Source organism: Phyllobacterium sp. LjRoot231 (assembly GCF_964253365.1).
GTDB lineage: Bacteria > Pseudomonadota > Alphaproteobacteria > Rhizobiales > Rhizobiaceae > Phyllobacterium.
On record NZ_CAXUQT020000001.1, the window covers coordinates 2,238,922 to 2,265,054 of the forward strand.

Below are 26,133 nucleotides of genomic sequence, written 5' to 3' on the forward strand. Positions count from 1 at the left end.
TGCAAGGACATGCTCGTGCCATCAGGACTATCCTGCCTTTCATCCGAAGATGTTCGGGCAATTTTGAAAGGAAATTCCGATGGTTGCTCTCAGCTCAGAATTCAGGAAATCCAATTCCCTCGCCACAGGCTACGCGGGTGCACTGGTCACCGTTTTCATCTGGGCCACGTGGATCATTGCCACCCGCCACAGTAGCGGCACCCATCTTGGCACGATCGATCTAGGCCTCATCCGCTATGGATTGCCTGCACTGGTCCTCGCGCCGGTCTGGCTGAAGACGGGCCTGATCCCTCGCGACGTTCCGCTCGCGCTGCTGACGATCATGGTCTGCGGTGCTGGTGCGCTGTTCTTTCAGGTCACCACCTTTGCCATTCATTCGACACCCGCCTCGGCGGTTGGCGTATTGCTGGGTGGCTCCATGCCGCTTGCTGCCGCGCTGATCGGTGTTCTCCTGTTCGGTGAACGGCCTGATTTCACGCGCTGGCTGGGCCTTGCCTCCACCGTCGCCGGTCTTGCCATCCTTCTCGTGCTCGCGCTGAACAATCATGAAATCACATGGGTCAGCTTCGTCTTCCTGCCGCTTGGTGCACTGCTCTGGGCTGGCTATACGCATGCGTTCAAACGCTCCGGTCTGACCGCACTGCAGGGTGGTGCGCTGATCGCCGTCTGGTCTTTCCTCATCCATGTTGGCCTGGCACTTGCCTTCGGCACCACGATCCTCGAAGTTCCGCTGCCCGAACTCGGTTTGCAGTTCCTGAGCCAGGGTGTCCTGTCGGGTCTTGCCGCGATGCTTGCCTATGGTATTGCCGTCCGGTCGCTCGGTGGCAGTCAGGCAGCCGCATTCAGCGCGCTGACGCCGGTGCTGGCTGCGCTTGGCGGTGCCATATTCCTTGACGAGCCGGTCGGTGTCTGGGAGATTGTGGCAGCACTCATCACCGGACTTGGCGTTGCCCTTTCAACGGGTATCCTTTCGCATCGCATCAGGGGCTGATGCGGAAGGACGCGCGCCTCGTCCTCCACCGGTCCGGAGGAAACAAATGGACAAGCCGACAATCACTCAGGCGATGGTCGAAGCCTATGATGAATACACCCATCTTTCGCTCGACCGCCGCGCCTTCATGGACAAATTGACAAGGCTTGCCGGCTCCGGAGCCGCTGCCGCCATCATCGCCCCGATGTTGGCGGCAAATTCAGCACAGGCCGGGATTATCGCGGTCGATGATCCGAGGCTCCGCACCAAGGATATCGTTTTTTCGTCACCTTCAGGTGACATCAAAGGCTACCGGGCGAGCCCGGCCGAACGTTCGGGAAAACTCCCGGCTGTCATCGTTATCCATGAGAATCGCGGCCTGAACGAGCATATTCGCGACGTTGCCCGGCGCATGGCGCTTGAAGGTTTTGTCGCGCTGGCACCCGACCTGCTGTCATCTGCTGGCGGTACACCGGGCGATGAGGACAAGGCGCGGGATATGATCGGCGCGCTCGACGGAAAAACGGCGATCGCGGAAGGCGTTGCCACCATCGAATATCTCAAGCAGGACAAAGGGACGAACGGCAAGGTTGGCGTCGTCGGTTTCTGCTGGGGTGGTGGTGTGGTCAATGACCTTGCCGTCAACGCGCCTGATCTTGACGCCGGGGTGGCGTATTATGGCCAGCAGCCGAAAGCCGAAGACGTTACCAAAATCAAGGCACCACTGCTCTTGCACTATGCTGGCCTCGATACGCGGATCAATGCGGGTATCGATGCCTACAAGAAAGCCCTTGAGGACAACGGCAAGAGCTTCGAGATCCATATTTACGACGGCGCGAACCACGCCTTCAACAATGATACTTCGGAAGCCCGCTACGACAAGAAAGCAGCAGATCTTGCCTGGAGCCGGACGGTAGCGTTCTTCAAGAAGAATCTGGCATAGGTCCTGACCCTGGAAGCATCAAAAAACAAAAGGGAAACCAATTGCTTGCGGGATCGTTCTAAGGCCATTACTTCTGGTTGAAAGAAGGAATGACCCGATGCGAATTGTTACTCTCGCTTTGAGCTTTGCGCTTTATCTGCTGGCAGGTGTCCAGTCGAGCTTTGCGCAGGAGCCGGTCTTTCCGGGCGGCTCCGGCGTTGGGCTCGTGCCACCGCCCGGTCTGACCCTGTCTTCCAGTTTCAGCGGGTTCGAAGATGCCGCCAAGGGTACGTCTATCGTTCTGACTGAACTCCCGGTGGATGCCTATGCTGCGCTTGCCGCAAAATTCAATCCGGAGGGGTTGCGTGAGACAGGCATTGAGGCCGGGCCGCCGGAAGATTGGCCTGTCGAAGGCGCTGTCGTATCGAAACTCATTCGCGGCAGCCAGGTCGCAGCCGGGATCAAATACCGGAAGTGGGTCGTGCTGGTGGGTGCCAAGTCGACAACCGCGATGGTGACGGTACAAATTCCCGATGGCGTCCCGGGAGGCTTATCCGACGCGGATGTCGAGACGGCCCTGCGCACGATTGCAATCCGCACGCCGCCGAGCCTTGACGAGCAGATTGCCGCCTTGCCATTCAAGCTGTCCGACACGGCTGGTTTCCGGCCAGTGCGCGTGATAGCGGGGGCAACCTACCTACTCACCGAGGGGCCGAATGATGTGGCGACAAACTCGACCCAGCCCATGATCATCATCGCGTCGAACCTTAATACAGCGCCCCAAGCCTCCGCGCGGATGGATTTCGCCAAGCAGGCCTTCGCCTCATTGACTGGTATCAAGGACGTGCAGTCGGACAACGAGACGAGTTCGGAAGCAGATGGCGCCGAGTGGGTCGAAATCGACGGGAGCGCCAAGGATTCTGCCGGCGGTGATCCGCTTTACGTCGCGCAGATTGCTCGTTTTGAAACAAGCCGTTACGTGCGGGCAATCCTGATCGTGCGGGACAGCGAGAAAGACAGGTTCTCCGATCGCTTTCGAAAACTAGCCAAATCCATGACGATCAACTAAAATTGGCTATGGAGAAAAGCTACCGACTCACCAAGAATGAGATACGGCCATTAATCCGTAACTATGGCGGCTGTATCGCGACGGATACGATCACGATCGATGGCTATCCGGTCCGCTTCATGTACCGCGAAGATCCCGACAACGAGATGGATAGCGGCTGGCGTTTTCTCTCTGGTTTTGAGAGCGATGACTATATGGAAGACCCGGAAAACAGCGGCATCTTCGACGTCAATACCATCGCCAATTACGATCCCAGTATCATTCCGCTTCTGGATGCACCGGTCGGCAGCGTATTCGAAAAGACTGGCGAGCAGGAACGCTTCATCGCCGTCACCGATTGGCAGCCGGGCGAGTTTGATGAGGACGATGACGACGATTAAGCCCGGCCATTTCGCTTGCGGTAAGCCCTCAATTAATCACATAGAGTTACAACTGGACAAGACGTGTGCATTCCCCGAAAATGCATGTGTAGAAGACGAATATTGAAGGGGTGAGACTGGAATGGCATTGGTAGACGCGGGAGCTTTGCTGCGCAACGAGAACGGTATCGCAACTGTCGTTTCGATCCTGAAGAAACGTTTTGGTGACAATGCGCAGTCGGGCAAATCCATCCGCGAACAGCATGCCCACACGACGAGCTATGTGCCGAACCAGGCACCGGATCTGGTCGTCTTCGTTGAGTCTGTTGAAGATGTTCAGGAGATCGTGCGCCTGTGCGGTGAATGGGGTGTCCCGGTTATCGCGTTTGGAACGGGCACTTCCCTCGAAGGCCATGTCAACGCACCCGCCGGCGGCATTTCCATTGATCTTTCGCGTATGAATCGCATTCTCAAAGTTTATAGCGAGGACCTGAATGTCGTTATCGAACCGGGTGTAACCCGCAAGGAACTCAACGAATACCTTCGCGATACGGGCTTGTTCTTCCCCATTGATCCGGGTGCCAATGCCAGCCTCGGCGGTATGGCGGCGACGCGTGCTTCGGGCACCAACGCTGTGCGTTACGGTACGATGCGTGAGAACGTGCTGGCGCTGAAAGCTGTCATGCCGGATGGCCGCCTGATTACCACGTCGAAGCGGGTAAAGAAGACCTCGGCGGGTTACGATCTGACGCGTCTGCTCGTCGGCTCGGAAGGCACGCTTGGGATCATCACCGAACTGACGCTGAAGCTTTATGGCATTCCGCAGGCGATTTCCGGTGGCATATGCGCTTTCCCCGATCTCGAAAGTGCCTGTAATGCGGTGATCGAGACGATCCAGATGGGCATTCCTGTTGCGCGTATCGAACTGGTCAATCAGCTGGAAATGCAGGCGATGATCGTCTATTCCAAGCTGGATTATGAGCCTGCACCCTATCTCTTTCTCGAGTTCCACGGCAGTGAAACCAGTGTGGCCGAACAGGCGGAGCTCTTCGGTGAAATTGCCGCTGCCAATGGCGGCGGCGAATTCAAATGGACGGCCAATGCGGAAGAGCGGGAAAAGCTCTGGTCGGCGCGGCACAATTCCTATTTCGCCTGCATGACGCTGGCGCCTGGGAAGCAATCACTTTCGACCGATGTGTGCGTGCCGATTTCGCGGCTGGCGGAATGCATTGTCGAGACCGAGAAGGACATCGAAGAAAGCGGCCTCATTGCGCCGATCGTCGGTCATGCCGGCGACGGTAATTTCCACGTGCTGGTGCTCTTTGATGAGAAAGATCCAACCGAAATCCAGAAGGTCGAGGCGTTTGTCGAACGCCTCAATCTCCGGGCGATCGCGATGGATGGAACCTGCACGGGTGAACATGGCATCGGCCAGGGTAAGATCAAGTTCCTGCGGGCAGAGCTCGGCGGCGCTGTCGATGTGATGGAAGCGATCAAGCGCGCAATCGATCCGGGCAATATCATGAATCCCGGCAAGATCTTACGCATTTAGGCTCGCAGATTGATTCCGGGCACTAAACCATTGTGTCAACGTTGCAAATTGACCAGAAAGACTGTCATGTCTTGTCGTCGCCAAAAACTGGTGCTTATCGTGCCCGGCACGTATCGATCGGAGTAGGACACTGGCACGCCTGTTCGTATTTATCGGCGGAATACTGGTACTGGTGCTGACTGCAGCGCTGGTCGTGCCTTACTTCGTCGATTGGGCTGGTTACCGGTCCTCCTTCGAACGCGAAGCCTCGGCGCTGCTTGGGCGGCCCGTGACGGTCGCAGGCAGCGCCAGCGCACGGCTTCTGCCGTTTCCGTCGGTGACGTTTTCGGATGTCAAGGTGGGCGATCCGGGTTCCGAGCCGGTAATGACGATCGAGAAGTTTTCGATGGATGCCGAACTTGCGCCATTCGTACGTGGCGAAATCCTCATCTTTGACATGAGGCTCGAGAAGCCGACGGCAAAGGTGGCGATCGACAAGAACGGCATCATCGACTGGGCGATCCGTCCGCGCGCGCCTTTCCATTCGGCGCAGGTCAGGCTTGAGGATATGCGGATCACCAACGGATCGGTGATTATTCGCGATGCCTCTACGGGTACCACCCGCTCCATCGACAATCTTGATGCATCATTGTCAGCGACGGATCTCTCCGGGCCGTGGAAGTTTGATGGCACGCTGCTGTTCAACGGTGCCAAGACGGCTGTTTCCGCTTCGACGGGGGCTGTGAAGCCTGATGGAACGCTGAACGTGCATGCACGAATTTCCCCGGACCGCATCCCGGCGGCGTTCGAAACCGACGGCGAATTGACCGTGAATGAAGGTGTGCTGAAATATGCGGGCAATATCGACATTCGTTCGGCCGACGAAGTGGCCGCTGCCGACGGTACCAAGTCTGCCGGGAAAACCCAGAAGCCGCTGCTTTCCAGCGTTCGCGTGACGGGCCGCTTTGAGGCCGACCATGCGAAGATCAACATTCCCGAATTCCGTATGGAGCAGGGCACCGTCGATGATCCTTATATCGTCAACGGCAACGCACTCTTCGACTACGGCAATGATCCCCGTTTCGAAATCAAGGCGGACGGACAGCAGGTCACCTTCGCCAACCAGAATGAACAATCCAAGGGCACAACACCCAAACCGGCCACGGCGTCAGAACGGATGGGCGTCTTCCGGCGTCTGATGGATCAACTGCCGATACCGACGGTCCCTGGCACGATCGATCTGAAACTTCCAGCAATCGTCGCCGGTGATACGACGATCCGCTCGGTAACAATCGATGCGGCGCCGTCGAACGGAGCGTGGCAGATCAATCAGGTCAAGGCGGAACTGCCGGGGCGGACCCAGTTCGAAGCCAAGGGTACGTTGCAGGTTGGCGAGGGTTTTGGCTTTGACGGGCGGTTGCTCGTTGCCTCGCGCCAGCCCTCCGGACTCGCCGCATGGCTGACGGATTCGGTCGATGAGTCGATCCGGCGCTTGCCCGGAGCGGGTTTCTCTGGCGATGTGAGCCTGCATGACGAGTTGCAGAAGGTCGATAATCTCGAGCTGGCTCTTGGCGGTGCATCGCTCAAAGGTTCGCTGGTGCGTAGCGCCAAGGGCGAATCCCTGCCGCTGACACAGCTGACGCTCGAGGGTGGGGCGCTCGACGCCGATGCGCTGGAGGCCTTCGCGGCGATCTTCGGCAACAATGGAAAGCCATCCGCAGACGGTTCGCCGCAATTGCGCGGGCAGGATCTCGACGTGCATCTGAAGGCCGGACCGGTCACGCATGATCGGCTGGTTGCGGAAACTCTGGACACAACTTTCCGCTTGCGCGATGGCGTTTTCGATATCGATCGGCTGACTATCGGCAATGTCGCAGGTACCACCATCACAGCAACCGGCAAGCTTGAACCTTTCAGGGCCGAACCCTCCGGCTCGATCGACTCGACGATCCTCTCCGATAATCTCGCCCCCTTTGTTACGGCGATGGCTACCCGGTTTCCGGATTTTCCGTTCATCAAGACCCTCAGTGAAAACGCCACCAGATTCCCGGGGCTTTTCGAAGAAACCAATCTCAATGTTCTCGCCAACACTTTGCATGGAAAACGTGGATCTGAATTCTCCCTGAGCGCGGCCGGGAAGACTGGCGGAATGAATGTGACACTTTCCGGCACGATGACGGAAAACGCTGACAAGTTGCGTACGCTTGAGCTGACGATGGATGCGCGCAGCGGACAGGCGGAGACGCTGATGGCGTTGATAGGGCTTCCGGCATTGCCGCTCGGCATGGCAGGAGAACTGGAGGGTGATCTCGCGTTGAAGGGTAATGAGAAGGACGGCCTGCAGACACAGCTTTCGCTGAAGTCCTCCGATGGACAGGCGCTCGTCGACGGTAGTTTTCGGAACATCGGTGGCGAGTTGAGCGGCGAGGGCCGCGCCTCGATCAAGGCCGCGGATCTTGAATCCTATATCGCGACTGCGGGCTATTCATTGCCCGGATTTGGTAGTGGCATGCCGGTGGACATCGCCAGCAGTTTTCAGCTTTCGAAGGGTAAACTGACCTTGCCCGATTTGAACGGCGAAGTGAGCGGTACGAAGATCGCAGGCCGATTGGGCTTCGATGTCGAGAACGGTATACCCGCGGCGCAAGGCGACCTGACACTTGCGCAACTCAATCTTCCGTCGCTGGCGGAATTCATGCTGGGCACGAATGCGCTCGATACTGACGGACGCAATGCCTGGCCGAAGGAGAGCTTCGCGGCAGCACCGCTTTTTCCGGTCAACTTCAATGTGAAAATCAATGCCGCGGAAGCCCCTGCGGGGATTCTCGGCACGATCGGTAAATTCCAGACGAATGCTGTCTTGAAAGATGGCTCTCTTCGTCTCGACGATGCGAAAGGCGATCTGCTTGGTGGCCAGGTCCACGGCATGTTCGAGTTGCGCAACACCAGCGGCACAGGTCTTGCAACCGGACAGTTCACGCTCGATCAGACGGCTCTCGAGTCGCTCTACAAGCCCGATGAGGACCGGACGCCGCTGAAAGGCAAGGCGAAGATATCGGCCTCTGTCAATGCGACTGGTACGTCAATTGCCGAGATGATGGAATCTGTCGCCGGTTCGGGCGTGGTTTCCGTCGCCGATCTTGCAATCAACGCAATTAATCCCGGCGCGCTGAAGCCAATTCTTGCAGAGGCGGATGCCATGGAGGGGCCGGTAGCTGCTGCTGCGGTGACTGCCACAATTGGCAAATATTTGCATGAAGGCACGTTTAATGCCGGCGCTGCGGAATTTGCCTTCACGATTGCCGGGGGTATGGCGCGGACGTCAACGTTCCAGCTCCGGAGCGAAGCTGCAACACTGGCCGCCGATCTGCGGCTCAATTTTTCGGATATGAGCGTCGCGTCGCAAGGGCGTTTTGCCTTTGATCCCGGCAAGGCCGTGGTTGCAGGAGCGGATCCCGTGGTGGAATTCAGTCTGGCCGGTTCGTTGGAAAATCCAAAATTGGCATTGAACCGGCAGCCGCTGGAACAGTTCCTGACACAGCGCACGCTGGAGCGCGAACAACAGCGCGTGGAAACCATGCAGGCCGCGCTCGTCGAAAAGCAGCGGCTGCGCCGCGAGGTGCAACTCTATAACGCTCGCGCGGAAGAGCGCGTGCGGCTCGCGGAAGAAGCCCGGCTCAAGGCCGAGCAGGAAGCGCGTGCAGCTGCTGAACGCGCCGAAGCCGAAAGGCTTGCGGCAGAACAGCGGGCTGAAGCAGAAAGGCGGGCAGCCGAAGAAGCGGCGCAAAAGGCGATCGAACAATCCCAGCCGGCTCCAGCCCCGGCACCTGCACCAGCGCAGCAGACCCCATCCCAGCCGGGTGGAGCCGCAGCAGCACCGCAAGGCGCCGGTGCGCTCGACAAGCAATCCGTCGATGAATTCCTGAAAACGCTCGAGCCCAAATCCCTGGAGCCGAAAATTCAGTAACGCCGGCAGTGATCCACGTCGCTATTGCTGGTTGTATGCGTCCTTGAGCTTCTGGATATCGATTTTTTTCATCTGCATCATTGCTGCCATGACGCGGTCAGCTTTCGCCTGGTCCTTGTCCCGCAGCATTTCGGGAAGAATAGTAGGAACGATCTGCCATGACAGGCCAAATTTGTCCTTAACCCAACTGCAGGGGCGAACTTCCCCGCCATCGGCTGTCAGTTTTTCGGTCAGGCTATCCACTTCTTCCTGAGTACTGCAGTCAATGGAGAGCGAAATACCCTCGGAAAATTTGAAATCCGGCCCCCCATTCAAGGCAATATATTCCTGGCCCGCAAGTTGGAAAGTGGCGACGAGCAGCGAGCCTTCCTTGGTTCCCCCCTCTTTGCCCCAGTTGGTCGTATTGAGAATTTTGCTGTCCTCGAAAATGGGCATGTAAAAATCCATTGCCTCCTCGGCGTTTCCATTGAACCAAAGGCAGGGGGTGATCTTTTGTTTGGCAGGCATCGTTTTTCCCTTTCATAGCGGTTTGCACTATCTATAAGACGAATGGGGATTTGCCGATCCGACACGGCAGGACAAATTTTTATCGCATGAGCAATTGATGAGTCAAAACAGGCGCCTAGACGCGATTACTGTTGTCGTTTCTCACCCAGTCCAGCGCATAGATGCGCAGCGCCGATGACAGGTTGGAATTGCGATCCCGGCCTTCATCGATTTCGGCGATCAGACCCGCAAGCGTCACCCCGCGGCTTGTCGCGATCGATGCAATGATTTCATAGAAAGGGTCTTCGAGCGAAAAGCTCGTGCGGTGTCCGTGAATGGTGACAGATCGTTTGCGGACGCGGCTCACTTGCCGTCCGTGTCGGATTCCGTTGGGGAAGGGTTCTTTTCGAGGCGATTATCGTCAAGAAAGCGCGCCGTCTTGCGATTGGTTTCGCGCTCGAACTGCCTTTCGGCCCTGGTCCGGCCGAACAGGATCCTGTTTTCAGCCGCGGTCTTGTCTCTGGCGTCCTTGGCCTTGCGCTTCTTGACCAGTCGCAGATTGACGATCTCGGCCATGGTCGAGCTATTTCTTTTTGCGGAAGGAGTCGAGCGATACGACCGACGCGGTGGATTTGTCGCCGCTCTCCTCGGTGCCCGCTTCCGGTTTTTCGCCTGCCTTGGCGGGCTTCTTCACGGTTTTAACCGGTGGCTTCGGCTTGGCGCTGGGCGTTGCAAGCTTGGGCTTGTCGGTCTGCGGGACGGGAGCAATGCTGGTGATGCCCTGATCATTGTCGCCAACGGTCTCTTCGACCTCGACATCGAATTCAAGTTCGAAATTCACGGATGGGTCGTAAAAGCCGCGAATCGCGGAGAAGGGCACGACCAGGCGTTCGGGTACATCGCCAAACGAGAGCCCGACTTCGAACAGCATATCGGTGACCTGCAGGTCCCAGAACTGATGCTGCAAGACGATCGTCATTTGTTCCGGATATTTTTCATGCAGGCGTGTCGAAATGCGAACGCCCGGCGCACCCGTGAGAAAAGTCACGAAGAAATGATGATTGCCGGGAAGACCTGCCTTGGCGACTTCGCCAAGCACCTTACGGATAACGCCGCGAAGCGCTTCTTGGGCAAGTATATCGTAGCGGATCATATCTTGTGGCATGCACTCTTATCCCATGGATTCACCCCTCCCTGTCAAGCGGAGATGGCGATCATCATTCAACCATTATGGCGCATGGCTAGCGGAATTGCGACCACTTGTCAGCCGCTCAAAAAAATTTAACGTTTCCCGAGAAAATTGACGGACGTAAAATACGATCTAAAGTTTCGTTTACGGCAAATTTTAAGGTAAAATACCGATATCAGCGAGTATCAGCTGACGACAGCGAGCGCCGCCGTTCGCGGCGCGGTTTCGCTTGCCGGCCCTGCATAGGCGCGGATGAAAGTCTGCACCGCGTTGCGTGCAGCGCTTTCGAGTTCTTCATCAGTCGGCGTTCCACCGAACAGCATGATCATCTGTAGATCGGCGTTGACCAGGGCAAGAAACTGCCGGGCAGCCAGATCGAAATCGTCGATCCGCAGAACGCCCTTGTGGCTGAGGCGTGCAAAGAGTGCGCCGAGAGCCGTACCAATCTTGCCGGGGCCATGCTGGCGCCATGTTTCAAAGAGGTGCGGATAGCGCTCGCCCTCGGACTGCACAAGCTTGCGGAGGAATTTACCATCCTGATTGCACAGGCAGTTCTTTGTGAGACGAACGGCAAAGGCGGTCAGATCGTCTTCAAGATGGTCCGACTTGTCAGGAAAGGTCGATAATATCGAAAACAGCATGGCATTGGCACGGTCCATGACATCCTCGACCACTGCCGTGAACAGAGTTTCCTTTTCGCGGTAGTGGTTGTATATAGTCTGGCGGGAAACGCAGGCCTCTACGGCAATTTCGTCGATACTCGCTCCTGAAAAGCCTTCACGGCAAAACACCTCGGCGGCAGCATCCAATATTGAAATGCGTTTTGAGCATTGACCGCGCTGGGTGTGGCCGGTTGCCTTCGGTTCGTTGCGATTTTTCATAGAGCGAAGATAATGCGTCTTGACGTTTTAGACAATAGTGTCTAACTTTACAGCTGTGTCCAAATTTGTTGACACAGCGTTTTGCCCTTGTTGATGTGCTTTCCTCCCAAGCTCGCGCACTCATATCGGCTCCCGAAATCAGTTTGAACCCCTCTTGAGAGCGATGTGGCGCGAAGACAATCCGGTTTTTGCGCCGCGGTTTTCTGAAAGATCACCATCATGACGAGCTCCTTCTTTCGTACTGCCCTCATCCTCGGTCTCCTGACAGCCATCGGTCCCTTCGCGATCGATATGTATCTTCCGGCTATGCCTTCCATTGGTCAGGATCTCGGCGCGGAGAATAATGCCGTGCAGATGAGCCTGCTCGCCTTCTTCATTCCATTTGCCGTCGCCCAGCTCTTCTATGGCCCGATCTCGGATATGTGGGGCCGCAAGGCACCGCTTTATATGGGCATCGGGCTGTTTGCAGTGGCAAGCATCGGCTGTGCGCTGGCAAGCGATATCGAAACCCTGATCGCTTTCCGCTTTCTCCAGGGTATCGGCGGCGCTGCCGGCATGGTTATTCCGCGCGCTATCGTTCGTGACATGCATACGGGCGTACAAGCCGCACGGCTCATGTCGCTGTTGATGCTCGTCTTCAGTATCTCCCCAATCCTTGCTCCGCTGACGGGCAGCGCCGTCATTGTGCTCTTTGGCTGGCGCGGCGTGTTTTGGGCGGTGATGATCGCTGCGTTTCTGGGTCTGATCCTGCTGTCGACACAGTTGACGGAAACACGGACCAAGGAAGCACGCTCGGAAAGCGGTCTTGGCACTGCGTTGGCGGCCTATCGTCTGCTGTTAAAGGACGGTAACTTCCTGACGCTCACCTTCATCGGCGGCCTTGGCCTCTCCAGCTTTCTGGTCTATCTGGCGAACTCGCCCTTTGTGCTGATCAACCATTACGGTCTGACGCCCACTCAGTACAGTTTTGCCTTCTCGATCAACGCGGTATCGTTCTTCGCCGTCTCGCAGCTGACGGGTTGGCTCGGGGCTCGTTTCGGCCTCCTTCGCGTGATGCGCACCGCTGTGACAGGCTTTTCGCTCGCCATGGCCTCGATGGTCGTTGTCATGAGCCTCGGCTTCAACCAATTGCCGGTCATGGCGACGTTCCTCTTCATCGGCTATGGCTTCCTCGGACTTGTCCTTCCGACAACCGGTGTGCTTGCCCTTGAAGACCACGGCGAAATTGCCGGCACGGCATCGGCACTGATGGGAACGCTGCAGTTTGTCACCGCTGCTGTCGCCATGGGTATTGCCGGCGTGTTCTTTGACGGCACCGCCTTGCCAATGGCGGCGGGCATTGCCCTTTGCGCCGTCGGTGCTTTGATCGTCACGCAGACAACGATCGCCCGTCGCCGCGTTGTAGGGGCGGAAGCCGCTGCAGAATAAGAGCTCTGATCCTCCATCAGAAACGAAGAGAAAGGCCCGGGATATCGTTCCGGGCCTTTCTCTTCAATCAGTACCCACGGCAAATCGGCTGCGCCATGAATTCGGCGAGGACTGTCCGTTCGTTCGCATGGGCACGAGCGACGTAATGGGAGACATGTTCTGCCGCCAGGGCTGAGCCCGCGATCAAAACAATCGTCGCGGTGCCCAAGGTTGTAGCGGTCCGGACTCGCGGCCACCAGTCAAGCACGGTCTTGAACCGGGTTCGCCACGCCGTGATCAGGGCAATCAGCAACGCCGTGAGCGCGCAACACATCGGCCTGTCTCACTTATGGGCGGAACAAGCGCAGTCGGCCGCGTGATAACGGCCATTATTGCCGACCATGCCGCCTTTGCCGTACATCGGCCTCGGCCGCGCCCAATCGACGAGATTATAATGCGGTCCGGTTTCGTTGCGGCCTTTCGGCATGACATCGAGATATCCGTAAATACCGAGGAACTGTTCGCCGCCACGGCTAAAGGCCGAATAGGTGTGATAGATCTGGCCGTCATCGTCCTTGTAGAAGACGCTCTCGCCGGACAGGTCTTCCAGGCCAGGATCTATGCGCTCGAAATTGTAATAGGCGTTCTTTTCCGCGACTTCCTTCGGCGTGAAGGACACGTTGAAATCATAGTTGAAATCGCTGTGGAACGATGAAACCCAAGGAAAACGCCAGCCCATGGCTTTGCGTAGTGTTTCGATTTCTCCAATCGGCGCCCGCGCGACAGCGACGTAGGAGACGTCATTGTTTTGAAGATATTCTAGCAAGCCCTCGACGTGATCGACCTCGAGCGTACAGCCGACGCATTGCTGCTCCTGGCCCGGTCCCATCATGAAATGCTTGATGAAAAGCTGGCTGCGTCCGTCGAAGAGATCGGAGAGCGTCATTTTGCCCGATCGGCTATCGAAGGTATATTCCTTCTCGACCTTGACCCAGGGCAGGGCGCGCCGTTGTGCGCTCATTTCCTCCTGGGCATGGGTGAAGGCTTTTTCCCTGGCCAGCAGCGCGACCCGCGCCTTTAGCCACTCATCCCGTGATACGATCTCATGTTGCATTGCTTCCTCCTGTTGCGGAATGCTTCATTGGGAAATCGGTTCATTCTTGTGCGAGCAACTCTTCCAGCCGATCGAAGGCGCTGTTCCAACCAATTCGATGACCGTCGCAATTTTCAGGTGTATCGAATTCGCTTTGGCGAAATGTCATCAACGTCTTGCCGTTCTGGCCTTCGAAATTGATGTTGACCAGCGTTTCAAGGCCTGGTCTGCCGTCCGCCTGATCCCAGGCGAAGGTGAATGCCAGGCGCTTGCCCGGCACGATCTCGCGATAGACGCCGCCATGCCACAGCTTCTCGCCGCTGGCCTGGGAGTCTAGGCAAGCGCGCCATTTGCCGCCCGGCCGAAGATCGGCTTCGACGTAGCTTGCCGGATAATCGCGGGGTCCGAGCCACTGCAGCATGCGTTTTGGATCGGAGAAGGCATCGAACACCAGCGTGGGCGGGGCATTGAAGATGCGCGTTATGGTCAGAACGCGCCCGGCTGAGGTGTTCGTTTCAATGTTTGTCTGGGCCATCGTGGTCTCCATTTGTCTGAACCTCCTGCAGATATTCTTCCAGCCGGTCGAAACTTGTCTCCCAGAAGCGCCGGTAATGTTCGAGCCAGTCCGTCACTTCCTTGAGCGGCGCCGCATCGAGACTACATGGCCGCCATTGCGCCTCGCGACCGCGAATGATCAACCCGGCGCGTTCGAGCACCTTGAGATGCTTGGATACCGCCGGTCCAGACATGCGGAAGGGCTCGGCGAGTTCCGTCACCGAAGTAGTGCCCAGCGCGAGCCGTGCCAGGATTGCCCTGCGTGTCGGGTCTGCCAGTGCCGAGAAGATATTGTCGAGACGATCGGGTGTCATTTTAATGCTGAACCATTCGGTTATTTAACTATTTGGTTTGATACGCCACAATGAAGCGCACGTCAAGCCTTGAGTGAGGCCGAATGCGGGGAAGGGGACTAATGGAGGGGGAAAGTAGTGAAGGCTTCTGTTGCCAGGTGCCTCCGAACCCCGCCTAGAAGTGCGAACCCCTAGGACTTGATTTGAAGCTATCGCACCGCATTAAGCGGCGAGACGTACTTCCGCATAGTTGTCGTTTGCAACTACAGATTTAGCCCGATAACGGTGGTACAATGCCGGGCAAAAGTTCGATCTTTACACTCTTGTCGATCCTATTTCGCCCCCGCCACAAAGCAGCGAAACCAGCTGCGTTGTGGTGGAGGCGCCGGGTACCGCCCCCGGGTCCAATGAGCTTATTGCATCGTCCGTTTATCACCATAGCTGACCGGAGCCAGCAGCCCTTATATAGGAGCTGTTTAGTCGAATTGAAAGAGTGGCCGAATTGAAACAGTGGATTGACTTGGAACTTATGCTGGGGAATGTTTCAAGGTGTCTAAAGAGCCATCGCCTCTTGCATCTGCCAATTTGTGCGATGTCTTCATTGTCAGGGAGGTTGCAATGCCACGCATTGAGCCTAGCAATCAGGGGATTTTTCGATGAGTGACTATCTAAAGGATGTTCGTCATTACGATGCGGCTGCCGACGAGGCGACTGTCGCGAAAATCGTCAAACATCTCGGAATTGCTCTGCGCAACAGGGATTCTTCGCTGGTTTCCTGCACGGATCCGGACGAATTGAAGCGTGTTCGCACCAATTGGGTCGAAAAGAAGCTCGGTTTCACCGACACCGCAAAGGCCGATGCGGCGATTGAATCCGTTTGTACGGCCATGAAGGCGGACAACACCAAGAGCCGTGTTACCTTTTACTACCTGACCGCGAAGGCCCTCGGCGCGCTGGGCAAGCTCTGATCATTTTCAACCGGCAATCCGAATCATCCCCGGCGAATCACCGGGGATTTTTCATTGGGCGCATCGATTTGATCAGCGCGGCCCTGTGGATCACGGACAAGTTTTAGTGTTTCGTTAGCCGAATCTGCTAAAAGAAATTATGCGCACTTATCTAAATTTACTCCAACATGTGCTCGATACCGGCGTCGATCGCGGTGACCGGACCGGCACCGGTACGCGGTCCGTTTTCGGCTATCAGATGCGATTCGATCTGGCAGCGGGTTTTCCCGTGCTGACAACGAAGAAACTGCATCTGAAATCGATCATCCATGAGCTTCTGTGGTTCCTGAATGGCGATACGAACATCGCTTATCTCAAGGAAAACGGCGTTACCATCTGGGATGAGTGGGCGGATGAAAACGGCGATCTTGGCCCGGTCTATGGCGCTCAATGGCGCTCATGGCCAGCTCCCGACGGCCGGCATATCGACCAGATTGCGAATCTTTTGAGTCAGATACGCAAGAATCCTCATTCAAGACGTTTGATCGTCTCAGCGTGGAATCCGGCGTTGGTCGATGAGATGGCACTGCCCCCCTGCCACTGCCTGTTCCAGTTCTACGTGGCCGATGGCAAGCTCTCCTGCCAGATGTACCAGCGCTCGGCGGACATCTTCCTCGGCGTGCCGTTTAACATTGCCTCCTACGCGCTGCTGACGATGATGGTGGCGCAAGTGACAGGTCTCAAGCCGGGGGAATTCGTCCACACTCTCGGCGATTCCCATCTCTATGCCAATCATTTCGAACAGGCGAAGCAGCAACTGACCCGAACGCCCGGCCCACTGCCGACGATGCAGATCAATCCGGATGTTACCGATCTCTTTGCCTTCAAATATGACGATTTCCATCTGATAGATTATGTCGCCGAGGCGAGCATCAAGGCACCGATCGCGGTATGACGTTATCCCGTGGTGATCTTCAGGAGATAGCGCAAACGAAACTTGATGACGCCGTGCTCTTATTCGAACATGAACGTTTCAGTAATTCCTATTATCTGTTTGGCTATGCCGCTGAAATAGCCCTAAAAGCTTGCATCGCTCGTAGTTTCTCACCTGAGACAATTCCAGACAAACGATTTGTCAATGAGATTTACAGTCATGATCTTGACAGACTCATGCGCCTCGCCAAGCTCAATGTCGTACTCGAAGATGAGCGGAATCTGCGACCAAGGTTTGGTACCCATTGGTCAGCTGTTTCTGAATGGTCTGAAGAGACTAGATACGATACAATTGATGTGTTTCGTGCTACAGACATGCGTCGGGCAATGTTGGACCAAGACGATGGAGTTTTTCAGTGGCTGCAGAAACATTGGTAAGATCGGATGTGGATGCCGGACTGAAACTGATCGAGATTCTCGATCATGGTGGTTTCGGCGTTGCCGCGGCACTTTGGGTCTATTTATCCACCGATGAAAGATGGAAATTGCTCATTGCCTATGAGGGCGAGAGAAGAGATATTAGCAAGAAATCCTTGGAAGCTCATACGTTGGTCCATGAATGGCGCAAAGCGCATCCCCATGATTCTGCCCTGCGTTTTCCAACTTTTCATGTTACCAATTCTACTGATCCGCTCATCGCTGGTTTGAAACGGGAGACCCATGTCGAAGGGACGGGCGAAGTGCGGGTTCAAAACTGGCTAGTCGATGGTATCTACGTCGAGGATGCCCTTATCCATAGACTGGCAGCCTAATTCATATGATCAGTTTTGTTGTTGCGATTGCCGAAAATGGCGTGATCGGCCGTGAGAATGGCTTGCCGTGGCGGCTGTCTTCGGACCTCAAGCGTTTCAAGGCCACCACGATGGGCAAGCCCATCATCATGGGGCGCAAGACATGGGATTCGTTGGGCCGGCCGCTGCCGGGCCGTACCAACATCGTCATCACTCGCGATCCGGCCTTTTCCGTTGAAGGCGTGATTGCCGTCCGCTCCGTCGATGAGGCGCTGATGATCGGCGGCAGCCATGCCGGCGCCGACAAGGTCAACGAAATCTGCATCATTGGCGGCGGCGATATCTTTCGCCAGACATTGAACCGCGCCGATAGGTTGTATGTCACCTGGGTTCTCGCCGAGGTCGAGGGCGACGTTCACTTTCCTCCAATCGATCCGAAAATCTGGGCGGAAATCTCCAGCGAAGATTTTCCGGCGGGTGAAAAAGACAATTATGCAACGCGTTTTGTCATCTACGAGCGCCGTTGATATGCTCGGCTCGATCGCAAGCGGTATGAAAATATCGTGATAAACAGCCATAATCGTTTGGCTTTTTACCAATTCCGCTTGAAAAGCTTCGCTACGCGTTGAAAGCGCGGCCCGCCATCCCTATAAACGGGATATCGGACTAGCGGGAGGACGCCACAGGGTGGCGCTTTTCGTTCAAATTAAGAGGTAGGAATGCCCTGGAGTAATCAGAACGGCGGCGGCGGCCCATGGGGCGGCGGCGGTAATAATAGCGGCGGCGGTGGCCCTTGGGGTCAAAAGCCGCAAGGGGGCGGAGGCAAAAATCCTCCAGACCTCGAAGATATATTCCGCCGTGGTCAGGATCGTTTGCGTCAGGCGCTTCCGGGTGGGACGGGCGGCAGTCCGGCGATCTGGGGCTTGGCTGCTCTGGCGCTGGTGGCTTTCTGGCTCTTCCAGTCCATTTACACAGTCCAGCCGGACGAGCGCGCTGTGGAACTGCGCTTCGGCAAGCCGAAGCCGGATATTGCCGAGCCAGGCCTGCATTTCCATTTCTGGCCGATCGAATCCTACGAAAAGGTCGAAATCGTCGAGAAGCAGAAGAACATTGGCGGGCAGGGTGCCCGCGGCGCCAAGGAAGGCCTGATGCTTTCCGGTGACCAGAACATCGTCGATGTGCAGTTCTCCGTGCTTTATCGCGTCTCTGATCCCGTCGCCTATCTGTTCCACGTCGAGAATCCTGAGAACCTCGTGCAGCAGGTCTCAGAAAGCGCCATGCGCGAAATCGTCGGTCGCAGCCCGGCCCAGGACATTTTCCGTGATAACCGCGCTGGCATCGCCAATGATGTGCGCGGGATCATCCAGAAGACACTCGATGATTATGGCGCCGGTATTGCGATCAATGCCGTGTCGATCGAAGATGCGGCGCCGCCGCGCGAAGTGGCCGACGCCTTCGATGAAGTTCAGCGTGCCGAGCAGGACGAAGATCGTTTCGTCGAGGAATCCAACCAGTATTCCAACCAGAAGCTGGGTCAGGCCCGCGGTGAAGGTGCGCAGATCCGCGAAGATGCAGCTGCCTACAAGAACCGTATCGTCCAGGAAGCAGAAGGTGAGGCGCAGCGCTTCACATCCGTCTACGATCAATATGTCAAGGCGCCGGAAGTCACCCGCAAGCGTCTCTTCCTCGAGACAATGGAGCGTGTACTGAAAGATTCGAACAAGGTGATTGTCGATCAGAGCGGACAGGGCGTCGTGCCTTATCTGCCATTGCCGGGTTTGACCGCTAAGCCTGCCCCCGCCACCACCACAGAGGGGACAAAATGATGAATCAGAACCGTGTTCCTCTTATTGTCGGCCTGATCGCGTTCCTCGCCTTGCTGATCTATTCATCCCTCTTCGTCGTCAGGGCCGGCCAGCAGGCTATCGTCCTGCGGTTTGGCGAGATCGTCGATGTGAAGGCCAATCCCGGCATTTATTTCAAGTTGCCTTTCGGCTTTCTTGAGGCCGATAATGTCCAGATGATCGAAGATCGTCTTTTGAGCTTCGAACTCGACAATATCCGTGTTCAGGTTTCGGGCGGCAAGTTCTACGAGGTCGATGCCTTCCTTGTTTACCAGATCACCGACCCGCGCAAGTTCCGGCAGACTGTCTCAGGCGACGTGACGTTGGCCGAGGCACGCCTGCGTACCCGTCTCGATGCAGCGTTGCGTGGTGTTTATGGTTTGCGTGGCTTCGAAGCTGCCCTGTCCGACGAACGTGCAGGCATGATGCATGAAGTGCGCGAGCAACTACGCCCCGACGCGGAGTCTCTCGGCCTGCAGATCACCGACGTGCGTATTCGGCGCACGGACCTGACGCAGGAAGTCTCGCAACAGACTTTCGACCGCATGAAGGCCGAACGTCTGGCGGAAGCCGAGCGCCTGCGTGCCCGCGGCCGTGAAGCGGCACAGCGCATCAAGGCGATCGCCGACCGTCAGGTTGTCGAGATCATCGCCGAAGCCCGCAAGGAATCGGAAATCGCCCGAGGTCAGGGTGAAGGCGAGCGCAGCCGCATCTTCGCTGATGTCTTCTCGAAGGATCCGGATTTCTTTGCGTTCTACCGGTCGATGACCGCCTATGGCACGGCTCTGGAAAATACGGGAACAACGATGGTGCTTTCACCGAATTCCGAGTTCTTCCGTTATTTCCAGAATTCGAATGGCGAGTTGCCTCCGGTGAGCGGCGCGACGCCGCCTGTCAGCGGGACGCCTGCTCCGGCAGCGCCTGCACCTGCCCCTAAATAGGGGCGGGCCGAAGCATGATCGATTTCATCGATGCCGTAGGGCTGTTCCTCGTATTCGAGGGACTGCTCTACGGCCTTTTCCCCCTCATCGCAAAACGCGTCGCGCGTGACGTCAGCGAACAGCCGGACGGGTTCCTGCGCATCGCCGGCGTCGCTTCCGTTGCTGTCGGCGTGGCGGTAGTGTGGCTCGCGCGGGGCTCGTCAATCTAACGTCAACATTGATGCAGCGTTATCTCTCCCCTTGCGGGAGAGAAAGCGATTTCAGCATCTTGAGCCCTTCGCTCAAATGCTAGAAATCGCAAGAGAGGGGATTTTGCGCAGTAGTTTCCAAATCCCCCTCCAGGAAAAATCCTTTCTCCCCCACAAGGGGGAGATAACCGCTAAGCTTGTTTCTTGCCCAAGAGCTGGAGACGTGACGGCGGGGCGCGAACCCGCAACCTATCCGTCCTCGAATGTGATGCCATCCGAGCAGAAAACGAATTGCTCTTCCGATTGAGCTACGCCACGTCCACGATGCGAACGGCATCGATGAGTACCAATTACCCTGTTCAAACGGATCATTGTTGACGCGAATCCTCCAAATTCGCTTCATTGGCGTCAACTTTGTGTCCGTTGGGCTCTCTGACGACAGCCGAACTCTATGACCAACTGGAGCATTCTCGCTTCGTGGTCCTCATACCCTCGCATTTTTCCATCCCAATCCATCTTTATTTGGGATGCCCACATTATGAACGGACCATGCGCCTTGTCATCGGGACAATCACCTAGAATTATGCGATGTTTCGATCACAGCGGTTAGGGGACTGCGCGATCGATCCAGTTCTCGTGCAGATTTTGCCTCGCGCTACTGCGGGGGACTTGGGCATGGAAGCAGCATTGCTGATTCGCGAACTCGAAAAAACGAGAATAGATGGCGCGGTGCTGGGTTCGGGTCATGTCGACTATGATGACCACCGAAAAGTATGGAATGCCATAGCGGACAGGCGGCCCGCCGCCATCGTGCGTGCGCAAAATGTGCGAGACGTAACAAAAACCATTGCAATTGCTGCGAAGCGCGAGGTTTTGCTCGCCGTCCGAAGTGGTGGCCATAGCCTGCCAGGTCTGTCGACATGCGACAATGGCATCGTGCTCGACCTGTCTGCGATGAATGAAGTTGTCGTTGATCCCATCGCACGGACTGCTGAAGTGGGTGGTGGCGCACTCCTGCAGCATCTGGATGCAGCCGGATCTCGTGCTCGCCTCGCAACCCCAGCGGGCCTGGTGTCGCATACGGGCGTTGCCGGGCTGACCTTGGGCGGAGGCATGGGATGGTTGAGCCGCCGCTTTGGCCTGACAATCGATAACTTGTTGGCGGCCGATGTTGTTACTGCTGATGGCCAATTGATTCAGAGCAGCGCGGATACCGAGCCAGACTTGTTTTGGGGCATACGCGGCGGGGGCGGCAACTTCGGTGTTGTGACCAAATTCAGGTTTCGCATGCATTCGTTGGGTCAGGTTGTCGTTGGAATCTGGGAATATCAAACCAGCGATTGTCAGGGCGCTCTTCGTGGATATCAGGAGCTAGCGCACAACGCACCCCGCGAGCTGACAACTTCATTTACATTGACATCCAGCAGCCTTGTTGTGACAGCAGTTTGGTCAGGGTCGTCTGACCGGGCCGACACTATCCTCGCCCCGTTTGGCCGCCTTGGCCGAGCCGTGTCGGGGTCGCACAGCTCCATGGCATAATGTTGACCTGCAGAAGCGGAACGATGACCATCTATGCTGGGGCCGGCGCTGCTACGCCAAGGGTGGCTATTTTAGCGAAATCAACAGCAACGTGATCGAATGTATGAAAGACTCGATAGCGTCATCCCCTTCGCCGGACTCTGAAATTTATGTGATGCAACTTGGCGGTGCCATAGCCGACGTTGCGGAAAGCGCCACTGCCTACAGCGGACGGGAGGCATCGTATTATTGGATCGCCGATTCAATATGGGACGACAAGACCGATGATCCGCGCTGCATAGCATGGGCACGATCAACTGCCGCGCGTTTGGCCGCACTTTCACTCAGCGGCAATTACGTCAATGAACAGGCGGATGCGGGCAAGGATGTTGCATTTAGCGCCTATGGTGCCGAGAAGTATCGCAAACTGGCCAGGCTCAAGGCGCGTTTCGACCCTACCAACCTTTTCCGGCTAAACCAGAATATTGAACCGAAGCCGTAGCTATCCACGCACCCGAGTTCCGCCAATTCATCAACTCTTGAATTGACTGATCCGAAATAAGTGCTGCAATAGCTACTCGGTCATATTTATGTCACCTCTCGCCGTTCTGTTGTATTATTCTGAATTCGATAAGGGCCCGAACGCATGCTTTTCAAGACTGGTCGCCTCGCTCTCCGTTCCGCAACCGCGGCTACCGCGCTGATTGCGCTGACCGCGACAAGCCTCTCGCCGGCATTTGTCGGCATCGCTCGAGCGCAGGTGCAAGCTCCCGCCGTGCCGAACAGCCTGCAGCCCCGGGCGCAGGGTCCGGCCTCCGTGGCCGATCTCGCGGAAGGGCTCCTCGATGCCGTGGTCAACATCTCGACCTCGCAGACAGTCAAGGGACAGGATGGGGAATCAGGCCCGGTGCCGATGCCCAAGGTTCCGGAAGGCTCGCCCTTCCAGGAATTCTTCGATGAATATTTTGGCAAGCAAAAACCGGGCGAAAACAACCCCTCGCACAAGGTGCAATCCCTGGGTTCCGGCTTCGTGGTCGATGCGGCTGAGGGCATCGTTGTCACCAACAATCATGTCATCGCCGATGCCGACGAGATCGAAGTCAATTTCAATGACGGTTCAAAGCTGAAGGCGACCCTCGTTGGCAAGGATACCAAGACGGATCTTGCCGTCCTCAAGGTCGATCCGAAAAGACACAAGCTGGTTGCGGTCAAATTCGGCGATTCATCGAAGACGCGTATCGGCGATTGGGTCATGGCGATCGGCAATCCCTTTGGCCTTGGCGGCACCGTGACCGTCGGTATCGTCTCGGCGCGCAACCGCGATATCAATTCCGGTCCTTACGACAATTTTATCCAGACCGATGCCGCGATCAACCGGGGTAATTCCGGTGGGCCGCTGTTCGACATGTATGGTCAGGTCATCGGCATCAATACCGCCATCATTTCGCCGACCGGTGGATCGATCGGCATCGGTTTTGCTATTCCGGCCGAACTTGCCTCGGGCGTCATCGCGCAGATCCGCCAGTTTGGCGAGGCACGGCGTGGCTGGCTGGGCGTGCGCATCCAGCCAGTGACTGACGATATTGCCGAAAGCCTCGGCATGACCTCCAGCAAGGGCGCGCTGGTTGCCGGGATCATCGAGGGCGGGCCTGTCGCCAATGGCTCGATCCTGGCCGGTGATGTGATCACCCGTTTCGATGGCAGGGAAGTCAACAACGTCAAGGATCTGCCGCGCGTCGTCGCGGAGAGCCCGATCGGCAAGGAAGTCGATGTCGTCGTTATCCGCAAGGGCAAGGAGCAGACTGTCAAGGTCACGCTCGGCCGTCTCGAAGACGGTGATCAACAGGCTGCCAAGAAGGACGACCAGACGACCGGCGAGGACGGAGCCGTTCAGGGTGTCGACGTGCTGGGCATGACCCTCGGAAAGCTCGATGAAAACACCCGCAAGACCTTCGGCATTGCCAAGGAGGTCGAGGGCGTGCTCGTGACCGAAGTGCAGAATGGGTCGGTCGCCGCCAGCAAGCGTATCGCGGCAGGTGACGTCATCGTCGACATTGCGCAGGAGACCGTCTCGACGCCCAACGACGTCGCGGCGCGGATCGAAAAGCTTCGCGACGAAGGCCGCAAGAATGCGCTGCTGATGTTGGCGTCGAAAACCGGGGAACTCCGCTTCGTCACCCTTCAAATGGACTGATTGAGACGGATGGATGCAAGCAACCGTACCGCAGAGTACGATCTAACCGTACCGGACGGTACGGCTAGAGACTATTTGGATGAACTCAGGCACATATAAGCCGGCATTTTTCATTCAGAGGATTCAGGATCGCATGCAAGTTTGCGCAAGAACTATCCAATCTTGCACAAGAACTTGCGAATCTTACGCAAGAGTTGTCGATTCTGGCTCAAGTTTTTCAACCATTGCGCGAAAAATTGGTGTAACGACGCGAGTTCAAGCCACGAAATCGGTTTTTCGATAGCCCTGGATATAGAGGAGGGCGGTCAGATCACCGTGGTCAATCCGCACCTTTGCCTGTTCTGCAACTATCGGTTTTGCGTGCAGGGCAACACCTGTTCCCGCCAGTTGCAACATGCCGAGGTCATTGGCGCCGTCTCCCACGGCGATCGCATCCAGGGGTGACAGGCCCAAACGTTGGCAGATCGAGGTGAGTGCTGCGACCTTTGCCTCGCGGCCGAGGATCGGTTCCTTGACCTCGCCTGTCAAGATTTTTCCGTTATCAATCAATGTGTTGGCATTGTTCTCATGAAAGCCGATCATGTCGGCGATACGCTGGGTGAACACGGTAAAACCGCCCGAAACGAGCGATGTGTAGGCGCCGTGTTTCTTCATCGTACGCACCAGTTCGGGCCCGCCGGGCATCAGGGTGATGCGACCGGCGATCACTTTGTCGATCACCGTATAGGGCAGGCCCTTCAGCAGCGCTACTCGTTCGCGCAGGGCAGGTTCGAAGGCAATTTCGCCATTCATCGCCCGTGCTGTGATCGCCGCCACTTTGTCGCGCAGGCCGGCTTCTTCGGCCAGTTCATCGATGCATTCTTGCTGGATCATGGTGGAATCCATGTCCGCGATCAGGATTTTTTTGCGTCTAGTGTCTTGATTTTGCACGACAATATCTATGGGCGCGCCATCGATCGCACGGGCCAGTTCTCGATGCGCTTCAGCGGCATCGGTGCCCTCTCTCAATGCCAAATCACAGGCAACCCCATCGGCCAACCAATAAAGACCTGTTGCATTGACCGCCGCCGAGGCTTTAATCCCGAGCGATGGTGCGAGGTTCGATGTGGCGGGATTGGCGATGAGCGTGGCCATCAAGGGCATAGGGCGATTTCCGATTGGGCGTTGACGTGACGAAAAGACAGATAATCCTGATAGCCGGACCGACGGCCAGCGGCAAGTCAGCGCTTGCGCTTCGTTTGGCGGATGAAACCGGCGGCGTGATCGTCAACACGGATTCGATGCAGGTTTATGACGTGTTGAACTTGTTGACTGCACGTCCCGGTCCGGATGATCTCACGGCCGCGCCACATTATCTCTACGGGCATGTTTCGCCGAGCATCGCCTATTCGACCGGACGCTGGCTTACTGATGCCGAAGAGGTTCTGAATAGGTCTGAACTAGCTGAAAAGACTATGATTTTCGTTGGCGGTACCGGGTTGTATTTTCGTGCTCTTCTCGGAGGACTTTCGGCAATGCCCGACATTCCGGCGGATATCCGGACGTATTGGCGTCAGCAGGATGCGGAGCTGGGCGCTGAGAAATTGCACGCAATTCTCAATGAGAAAGACCCGGTGGCAGCGTCTGCATTGCGTCCGACCGACAGCCAGCGGATCATTCGGGCGCTCGAAGTTATTGATGCATCGGGCCGGTCGATCATCGAATGGCAAAAGGCAACCGGCAGGGCACTCGTCGACGCTGAAGCCGCCCGCAAGATCGTCATCGAGCCCGACCGGAAATGGCTGGGCGCCTGCATAGCATCGCGCTTCGAAGCCATGATGAAAACCGGTGCCATTGACGAGGTGAAGTCATTGTTATCATTGGGACTACCGAGTGAACTCCCGGCTATGAGAGCGATCGGAGTGCGCGAGATTGCCGAGGTCCTTGCTGATCGGCTCGGTGTGGAGGAGGCGGGGGAACTCGCGACCATCGCCACTCGCCAGTATGCCAAGCGGCAGATGACATGGTTCCGTAACCAACTTGGTGACGATTGGGAAAGACTGTATTATCCGTGAC

29 protein-coding genes, 1 tRNA gene and 1 other RNA gene are annotated in these 26,133 nt (G+C 56.7%); 19 read left to right on the forward strand and 12 right to left on the reverse strand.

Going from position 1 to position 26,133, the window contains the following annotated elements:
• Positions 1 to 79: 79 nt before the first annotated feature.
• The 6 genes from ACSQ3H_RS10955 (at position 80) to ACSQ3H_RS10980 (ending at position 8,818) form a co-directional block, all read left to right on the forward strand.
• A complete protein-coding gene (locus ACSQ3H_RS10955; protein ID WP_436117083.1) occupies positions 80 to 991 on the forward strand; it encodes a DMT family transporter in 912 nt (303 codons plus the stop codon).
• Positions 992 to 1,037: 46 nt separating this feature from the next.
• Positions 1,038 to 1,913 carry a dienelactone hydrolase family protein gene (locus tag ACSQ3H_RS10960; protein WP_436117084.1) on the forward strand — a complete coding sequence of 292 codons (876 nt, stop codon included), beginning with the start codon at positions 1,038 to 1,040 and terminating at the stop codon, positions 1,911 to 1,913.
• A 97-nt stretch (positions 1,914 to 2,010) separates the two neighbouring features.
• Positions 2,011 to 2,961 (forward strand): hypothetical protein, encoded by a 951-nt coding sequence (locus ACSQ3H_RS10965; protein WP_436117085.1) that lies wholly within the window; start codon positions 2,011 to 2,013, stop codon positions 2,959 to 2,961.
• 8 nt (positions 2,962 to 2,969) lie between these two features.
• Positions 2,970 to 3,341, forward strand: coding sequence for a DUF2185 domain-containing protein (locus ACSQ3H_RS10970; protein ID WP_436117086.1), 372 nt, complete (start codon positions 2,970 to 2,972; stop codon positions 3,339 to 3,341).
• A gap of 121 nt (positions 3,342 to 3,462) precedes the next feature.
• Positions 3,463 to 4,872 carry an FAD-binding oxidoreductase gene (locus ACSQ3H_RS10975; protein ID WP_436117087.1) on the forward strand — a complete coding sequence of 470 codons (1,410 nt, stop codon included), beginning with the start codon at positions 3,463 to 3,465 and terminating at the stop codon, positions 4,870 to 4,872.
• 130 nt (positions 4,873 to 5,002) lie between these two features.
• Positions 5,003 to 8,818: an AsmA family protein gene (locus ACSQ3H_RS10980; protein WP_436119418.1), complete on the forward strand. Its 3,816-nt coding sequence runs from the start codon at positions 5,003 to 5,005 to the stop codon at positions 8,816 to 8,818.
• 21 nt (positions 8,819 to 8,839) lie between these two features.
• Here ACSQ3H_RS10980 and ACSQ3H_RS10985 read toward each other — a convergent pair whose 3' ends face one another.
• From ACSQ3H_RS10985 to ACSQ3H_RS11005, 5 genes are all read right to left on the reverse strand, one after another.
• Complete coding sequence (locus tag ACSQ3H_RS10985; protein WP_436117088.1) at positions 8,840 to 9,325, reverse strand: VOC family protein; 486 nt, start codon at positions 9,323 to 9,325, stop codon at positions 8,840 to 8,842.
• Between the two features lie 115 nt (positions 9,326 to 9,440).
• Entirely contained in the window at positions 9,441 to 9,671 is a 231-nt protein-coding gene (locus ACSQ3H_RS10990; protein ID WP_436117089.1) for a ribbon-helix-helix domain-containing protein, read from the reverse strand.
• The gene (locus ACSQ3H_RS10995; protein WP_436117090.1) at positions 9,668 to 9,880 is read right to left on the reverse strand and encodes a DUF4169 family protein; all 213 of its coding nucleotides are present in this window, start codon (positions 9,878 to 9,880) and stop codon (positions 9,668 to 9,670) included. The genes ACSQ3H_RS10990 and ACSQ3H_RS10995 overlap by 4 nt, the downstream gene beginning before the upstream one ends.
• Before the next feature lie 7 nt (positions 9,881 to 9,887).
• Positions 9,888 to 10,469, reverse strand: coding sequence for an SspB family protein (locus ACSQ3H_RS11000; protein WP_436117091.1), 582 nt, complete (start codon positions 10,467 to 10,469; stop codon positions 9,888 to 9,890).
• Positions 10,470 to 10,678: 209 nt separating this feature from the next.
• Positions 10,679 to 11,374: a TetR/AcrR family transcriptional regulator C-terminal domain-containing protein gene (locus tag ACSQ3H_RS11005; protein ID WP_436117092.1), complete on the reverse strand. Its 696-nt coding sequence runs from the start codon at positions 11,372 to 11,374 to the stop codon at positions 10,679 to 10,681.
• Positions 11,375 to 11,593: 219 nt separating this feature from the next.
• Between ACSQ3H_RS11005 and ACSQ3H_RS11010 the strand changes: the two genes are divergently transcribed.
• Positions 11,594 to 12,802 carry a multidrug effflux MFS transporter gene (locus tag ACSQ3H_RS11010; RefSeq protein ID WP_436117093.1) on the forward strand — a complete coding sequence of 403 codons (1,209 nt, stop codon included), beginning with the start codon at positions 11,594 to 11,596 and terminating at the stop codon, positions 12,800 to 12,802.
• A 67-nt stretch (positions 12,803 to 12,869) separates the two neighbouring features.
• Here the strand turns inward: ACSQ3H_RS11010 and ACSQ3H_RS11015 are convergent, their stop codons facing one another.
• The 5 genes from ACSQ3H_RS11015 to ssrA form a co-directional block, all read right to left on the reverse strand.
• Entirely contained in the window at positions 12,870 to 13,115 is a 246-nt protein-coding gene (locus tag ACSQ3H_RS11015) for a hypothetical protein (protein WP_436117094.1), read from the reverse strand.
• Between the two features lie 9 nt (positions 13,116 to 13,124).
• The gene (locus ACSQ3H_RS11020; protein ID WP_436117095.1) at positions 13,125 to 13,895 is read right to left on the reverse strand and encodes a DUF899 domain-containing protein; all 771 of its coding nucleotides are present in this window, start codon (positions 13,893 to 13,895) and stop codon (positions 13,125 to 13,127) included.
• A 40-nt stretch (positions 13,896 to 13,935) separates the two neighbouring features.
• On the reverse strand, positions 13,936 to 14,409 hold the full coding sequence (locus tag ACSQ3H_RS11025; protein WP_436117096.1) for an SRPBCC family protein: 474 nt from the start codon (positions 14,407 to 14,409) through the stop codon (positions 13,936 to 13,938).
• Positions 14,390 to 14,743: an ArsR/SmtB family transcription factor gene (locus tag ACSQ3H_RS11030; protein ID WP_436117097.1), complete on the reverse strand. Its 354-nt coding sequence runs from the start codon at positions 14,741 to 14,743 to the stop codon at positions 14,390 to 14,392. The genes ACSQ3H_RS11025 and ACSQ3H_RS11030 overlap by 20 nt, the downstream gene beginning before the upstream one ends.
• 116 nt (positions 14,744 to 14,859) lie before the next feature.
• Positions 14,860 to 15,217, reverse strand: a transfer-messenger RNA (tmRNA) gene (gene ssrA / locus ACSQ3H_RS11035).
• Between the two features lie 161 nt (positions 15,218 to 15,378).
• Between ssrA and ACSQ3H_RS11040 the strand changes: the two genes are divergently transcribed.
• The 8 genes from ACSQ3H_RS11040 to ACSQ3H_RS11075 all read left to right on the forward strand — a co-directional run bounded on the left by ACSQ3H_RS11040 (position 15,379) and on the right by ACSQ3H_RS11075 (position 20,387).
• A complete protein-coding gene (locus tag ACSQ3H_RS11040; RefSeq protein WP_436117098.1) occupies positions 15,379 to 15,690 on the forward strand; it encodes a DUF2853 family protein in 312 nt (103 codons plus the stop codon).
• A gap of 139 nt (positions 15,691 to 15,829) precedes the next feature.
• Entirely contained in the window at positions 15,830 to 16,624 is a 795-nt protein-coding gene (locus ACSQ3H_RS11045; RefSeq protein ID WP_436117099.1) for a thymidylate synthase, read from the forward strand.
• The gene (locus ACSQ3H_RS11050; RefSeq protein ID WP_436117100.1) at positions 16,621 to 17,040 is read left to right on the forward strand and encodes a HEPN domain-containing protein; all 420 of its coding nucleotides are present in this window, start codon (positions 16,621 to 16,623) and stop codon (positions 17,038 to 17,040) included. The genes ACSQ3H_RS11045 and ACSQ3H_RS11050 overlap by 4 nt, the downstream gene beginning before the upstream one ends.
• Positions 17,019 to 17,414 carry a hypothetical protein gene (locus ACSQ3H_RS11055; protein WP_436117101.1) on the forward strand — a complete coding sequence of 132 codons (396 nt, stop codon included), beginning with the start codon at positions 17,019 to 17,021 and terminating at the stop codon, positions 17,412 to 17,414. Before ACSQ3H_RS11050 ends, ACSQ3H_RS11055 begins: the two co-directional genes overlap by 22 nt.
• Before the next feature lie 5 nt (positions 17,415 to 17,419).
• Positions 17,420 to 17,920: a dihydrofolate reductase gene (locus ACSQ3H_RS11060; protein ID WP_436117102.1), complete on the forward strand. Its 501-nt coding sequence runs from the start codon at positions 17,420 to 17,422 to the stop codon at positions 17,918 to 17,920.
• A 192-nt stretch (positions 17,921 to 18,112) separates the two neighbouring features.
• On the forward strand, positions 18,113 to 19,219 hold the full coding sequence (gene hflK, locus ACSQ3H_RS11065; RefSeq protein ID WP_436117103.1) for an FtsH protease activity modulator HflK: 1,107 nt from the start codon (positions 18,113 to 18,115) through the stop codon (positions 19,217 to 19,219).
• Positions 19,219 to 20,178 (forward strand): protease modulator HflC, encoded by a 960-nt coding sequence (gene hflC, locus ACSQ3H_RS11070; protein WP_436119419.1) that lies wholly within the window; start codon positions 19,219 to 19,221, stop codon positions 20,176 to 20,178. The genes hflK and hflC overlap by 1 nt, the downstream gene beginning before the upstream one ends.
• 14 nt (positions 20,179 to 20,192) lie before the next feature.
• Positions 20,193 to 20,387, forward strand: coding sequence for a DUF2065 domain-containing protein (locus ACSQ3H_RS11075; RefSeq protein ID WP_436117104.1), 195 nt, complete (start codon positions 20,193 to 20,195; stop codon positions 20,385 to 20,387).
• Between the two features lie 195 nt (positions 20,388 to 20,582).
• On the opposite strand, the gene ACSQ3H_RS11080 is transcribed toward ACSQ3H_RS11075, so the two are convergent.
• Positions 20,583 to 20,686 (reverse strand) — tRNA-OTHER (locus tag ACSQ3H_RS11080).
• Positions 20,687 to 21,041: 355 nt separating this feature from the next.
• Here ACSQ3H_RS11080 and ACSQ3H_RS11085 point away from each other — a divergent pair.
• From ACSQ3H_RS11085 to ACSQ3H_RS11095, 3 genes are all read left to right on the forward strand, one after another.
• On the forward strand, positions 21,042 to 21,905 hold the full coding sequence (locus tag ACSQ3H_RS11085) for an FAD-binding oxidoreductase (RefSeq protein WP_436117105.1): 864 nt from the start codon (positions 21,042 to 21,044) through the stop codon (positions 21,903 to 21,905).
• A 103-nt stretch (positions 21,906 to 22,008) separates the two neighbouring features.
• A complete protein-coding gene (locus tag ACSQ3H_RS11090) occupies positions 22,009 to 22,386 on the forward strand; it encodes a BBE domain-containing protein (RefSeq protein ID WP_436117106.1) in 378 nt (125 codons plus the stop codon).
• 144 nt (positions 22,387 to 22,530) lie between these two features.
• Positions 22,531 to 24,078, forward strand: a complete 1,548-nt coding sequence (locus ACSQ3H_RS11095; protein WP_436117107.1) for a DegQ family serine endoprotease — start codon at positions 22,531 to 22,533, stop codon at positions 24,076 to 24,078.
• Between the two features lie 255 nt (positions 24,079 to 24,333).
• Here the strand turns inward: ACSQ3H_RS11095 and serB are convergent, their stop codons facing one another.
• A complete protein-coding gene (gene serB, locus ACSQ3H_RS11100) occupies positions 24,334 to 25,221 on the reverse strand; it encodes a phosphoserine phosphatase SerB (RefSeq protein WP_436117108.1) in 888 nt (295 codons plus the stop codon).
• Positions 25,222 to 25,235: 14 nt separating this feature from the next.
• Between serB and miaA the strand changes: the two genes are divergently transcribed.
• Positions 25,236 to 26,132: a tRNA (adenosine(37)-N6)-dimethylallyltransferase MiaA gene (gene miaA / locus ACSQ3H_RS11105; protein ID WP_436117109.1), complete on the forward strand. Its 897-nt coding sequence runs from the start codon at positions 25,236 to 25,238 to the stop codon at positions 26,130 to 26,132.
• Position 26,133: the final 1 nt, after the last annotated feature.

Coding starts and splice junctions, on each gene's coding strand:
- ACSQ3H_RS11085 (WP_436117105.1), top strand. CDS start 21,042: ATGGAAGCAGCATTGCTGATTCGCGAACTCGAAAAAACGAGAATAGAT.
- ACSQ3H_RS11010 (WP_436117093.1), top strand. CDS start 11,594: ATGACGAGCTCCTTCTTTCGTACTGCCCTCATCCTCGGTCTCCTGACA.
- ACSQ3H_RS11095 (WP_436117107.1), top strand. CDS start 22,531: ATGCTTTTCAAGACTGGTCGCCTCGCTCTCCGTTCCGCAACCGCGGCT.
- ACSQ3H_RS11090 (WP_436117106.1), top strand. CDS start 22,009: ATGAAAGACTCGATAGCGTCATCCCCTTCGCCGGACTCTGAAATTTAT.
- ACSQ3H_RS11015 (WP_436117094.1), bottom strand. CDS start 13,115: ATGTGTTGCGCGCTCACGGCGTTGCTGATTGCCCTGATCACGGCGTGG.
- ACSQ3H_RS10960 (WP_436117084.1), top strand. CDS start 1,038: ATGGACAAGCCGACAATCACTCAGGCGATGGTCGAAGCCTATGATGAA.
- ACSQ3H_RS11045 (WP_436117099.1), top strand. CDS start 15,830: ATGCGCACTTATCTAAATTTACTCCAACATGTGCTCGATACCGGCGTC.
- ACSQ3H_RS11040 (WP_436117098.1), top strand. CDS start 15,379: ATGAGTGACTATCTAAAGGATGTTCGTCATTACGATGCGGCTGCCGAC.
- hflK (WP_436117103.1), top strand. CDS start 18,113: ATGCCCTGGAGTAATCAGAACGGCGGCGGCGGCCCATGGGGCGGCGGC.
- ACSQ3H_RS10955 (WP_436117083.1), top strand. CDS start 80: ATGGTTGCTCTCAGCTCAGAATTCAGGAAATCCAATTCCCTCGCCACA.
- ACSQ3H_RS11030 (WP_436117097.1), bottom strand. CDS start 14,743: ATGACACCCGATCGTCTCGACAATATCTTCTCGGCACTGGCAGACCCG.
- ACSQ3H_RS10965 (WP_436117085.1), top strand. CDS start 2,011: ATGCGAATTGTTACTCTCGCTTTGAGCTTTGCGCTTTATCTGCTGGCA.
- ACSQ3H_RS11000 (WP_436117091.1), bottom strand. CDS start 10,469: ATGCCACAAGATATGATCCGCTACGATATACTTGCCCAAGAAGCGCTT.
- ACSQ3H_RS10970 (WP_436117086.1), top strand. CDS start 2,970: ATGGAGAAAAGCTACCGACTCACCAAGAATGAGATACGGCCATTAATC.
- ACSQ3H_RS10995 (WP_436117090.1), bottom strand. CDS start 9,880: ATGGCCGAGATCGTCAATCTGCGACTGGTCAAGAAGCGCAAGGCCAAG.
- ACSQ3H_RS11025 (WP_436117096.1), bottom strand. CDS start 14,409: ATGGCCCAGACAAACATTGAAACGAACACCTCAGCCGGGCGCGTTCTG.
- ACSQ3H_RS11020 (WP_436117095.1), bottom strand. CDS start 13,895: ATGCAACATGAGATCGTATCACGGGATGAGTGGCTAAAGGCGCGGGTC.
- ACSQ3H_RS11005 (WP_436117092.1), bottom strand. CDS start 11,374: ATGAAAAATCGCAACGAACCGAAGGCAACCGGCCACACCCAGCGCGGT.
- serB (WP_436117108.1), bottom strand. CDS start 25,221: ATGCCCTTGATGGCCACGCTCATCGCCAATCCCGCCACATCGAACCTC.
- hflC (WP_436119419.1), top strand. CDS start 19,219: ATGAATCAGAACCGTGTTCCTCTTATTGTCGGCCTGATCGCGTTCCTC.
- ACSQ3H_RS10975 (WP_436117087.1), top strand. CDS start 3,463: ATGGCATTGGTAGACGCGGGAGCTTTGCTGCGCAACGAGAACGGTATC.
- ACSQ3H_RS11050 (WP_436117100.1), top strand. CDS start 16,621: ATGACGTTATCCCGTGGTGATCTTCAGGAGATAGCGCAAACGAAACTT.
- ACSQ3H_RS11075 (WP_436117104.1), top strand. CDS start 20,193: ATGATCGATTTCATCGATGCCGTAGGGCTGTTCCTCGTATTCGAGGGA.
- ACSQ3H_RS10985 (WP_436117088.1), bottom strand. CDS start 9,325: ATGCCTGCCAAACAAAAGATCACCCCCTGCCTTTGGTTCAATGGAAAC.
- ACSQ3H_RS11060 (WP_436117102.1), top strand. CDS start 17,420: ATGATCAGTTTTGTTGTTGCGATTGCCGAAAATGGCGTGATCGGCCGT.